Raw genomic sequence first — 1,418 nt, 5'->3', positions numbered from 1 at the left:
GGCGCAGCAGCGCGGACATCGGCATCGACCTGGGCTTCGAACTTGGCGAAGTTCTTCTGGAACATGCCGACCAGCGCACGCGCGGTCTTGTCGAACTCGGCCTTGTCCTTCCAGGTGTTGACGGGGTTGAGGATGTCGCTGGGCACATCGGGCAGCGCGGTCGGGACTGCGAAACCGAAATATTTGTCGGTGCGGAATTCGACATTGCGCAGCGAACCGTTGAGGGCCGCGGTGAGCAGCGCCCGGGTCACCTTGATCGGCATCCGGCTTCCGGTGCCGTATTTGCCGCCGGTCCAGCCGGTGTTGACCAGCCAGCAATCGACATTGTGCTTGGCGATCAGCTCACGCAGCATGTTGCCGTACACCGAAGGATCAAGCGGCAGGAACGGCGAGCCGAAGCAGGTGGAAAATTCCGGCTGCGGCTCGTTGCCGAGACCACGTTCGGTGCCGGCGACCTTGGCGGTATAGCCGGACAGGAAGTGATACATCGCCTGCGCCGGCGTCAGCTTTGCAATCGGCGGCAACACGCCGAAGGCGTCGGCCGCCAGCATCACCACGTTCTTCGGCTGGCCGGCACGCCCGGTGCGCGAGGCGTTCGGGATGAAATCGAGCGGATAGGCCGAGCGGGTGTTTTCGGTCTTCGAGCCGTCGTCGAAATCGGGCACGCGGGTGCGCTCGGCGAGCACGACGTTCTCCAGCACGGCGCCGAAGCGGTTGGAGGCCGCGAAAATCTCGGGCTCGGCTTCCGGGGACAGCTTGATGCACTTGGCGTAGCAGCCGCCTTCGAAATTGAAGACGCCGTCCTTGCCCCAGCCATGCTCGTCGTCGCCGATCAGCGTGCGCTTGGGATCGGCCGACAGCGTGGTCTTGCCGGTGCCGGACAGGCCGAAGAAGATCGCGGTGTCGCCGTCGGGGCCGACATTGGCCGAGCAGTGCATCGGCAGCACGCCCTTGGCGGGCAGATAATAGTTCAGCGTCGTGAACACGCTCTTCTTCATCTCGCCGGCATAATAAGACCCGCCGATCAGGACGATCTTGCGGGCGAAATCGATCGCGACGACGTTCTCGGACTTGCAGCCGTGACGTTTGGGGTCGGCGCGGAAGCTCGGCAAATCGATGATGGTCAGCTCCGGCACGAAGCTGGCGAGATCCGACGCGTCGGGGCGGATCAGCAGCGTGCGGATGAACAGCGAATGCCAGGCCAATTCCGTGAAGACGCGGGTCTTGATCTGAAAGCTCGGATCGGCGCCGCCATGGAGGTCCTGCGCGAACAGCGTCATGCCTTCGGCGTGCTTCAGGAAATCAGCATAGAGCGCATCGAACTGCTCCGACGTGATCGACTGGTTGCCGGCCCACCACATCTTCTCGGTGGAGGTGTCACGCACCGTGAACTTGTCCTTCGGGCTGCGGCCGGTGAA

The 1,418-nt window shown here is 63.5% G+C and carries 1 protein-coding gene; it reads right to left on the bottom strand.

Features of this window, described 5'->3' with window-relative positions; all coding sequences use genetic code 11:
• On the bottom strand, positions 1 to 1,418 hold a 1,418-nt coding region (locus tag JQ611_RS41405), incomplete at both ends, for a phosphoenolpyruvate carboxykinase (protein WP_212468843.1).

The sequence above is a fragment of the Bradyrhizobium sp. AUGA SZCCT0182 genome, from assembly GCF_018130185.1.
In the GTDB taxonomy this organism is placed as follows: Bacteria; Pseudomonadota; Alphaproteobacteria; order Rhizobiales; family Xanthobacteraceae; genus Bradyrhizobium.
The sequence above is the reverse complement of the archived record's forward strand: the minus strand, read 5'-3'. Positions and strand labels throughout refer to the sequence as shown.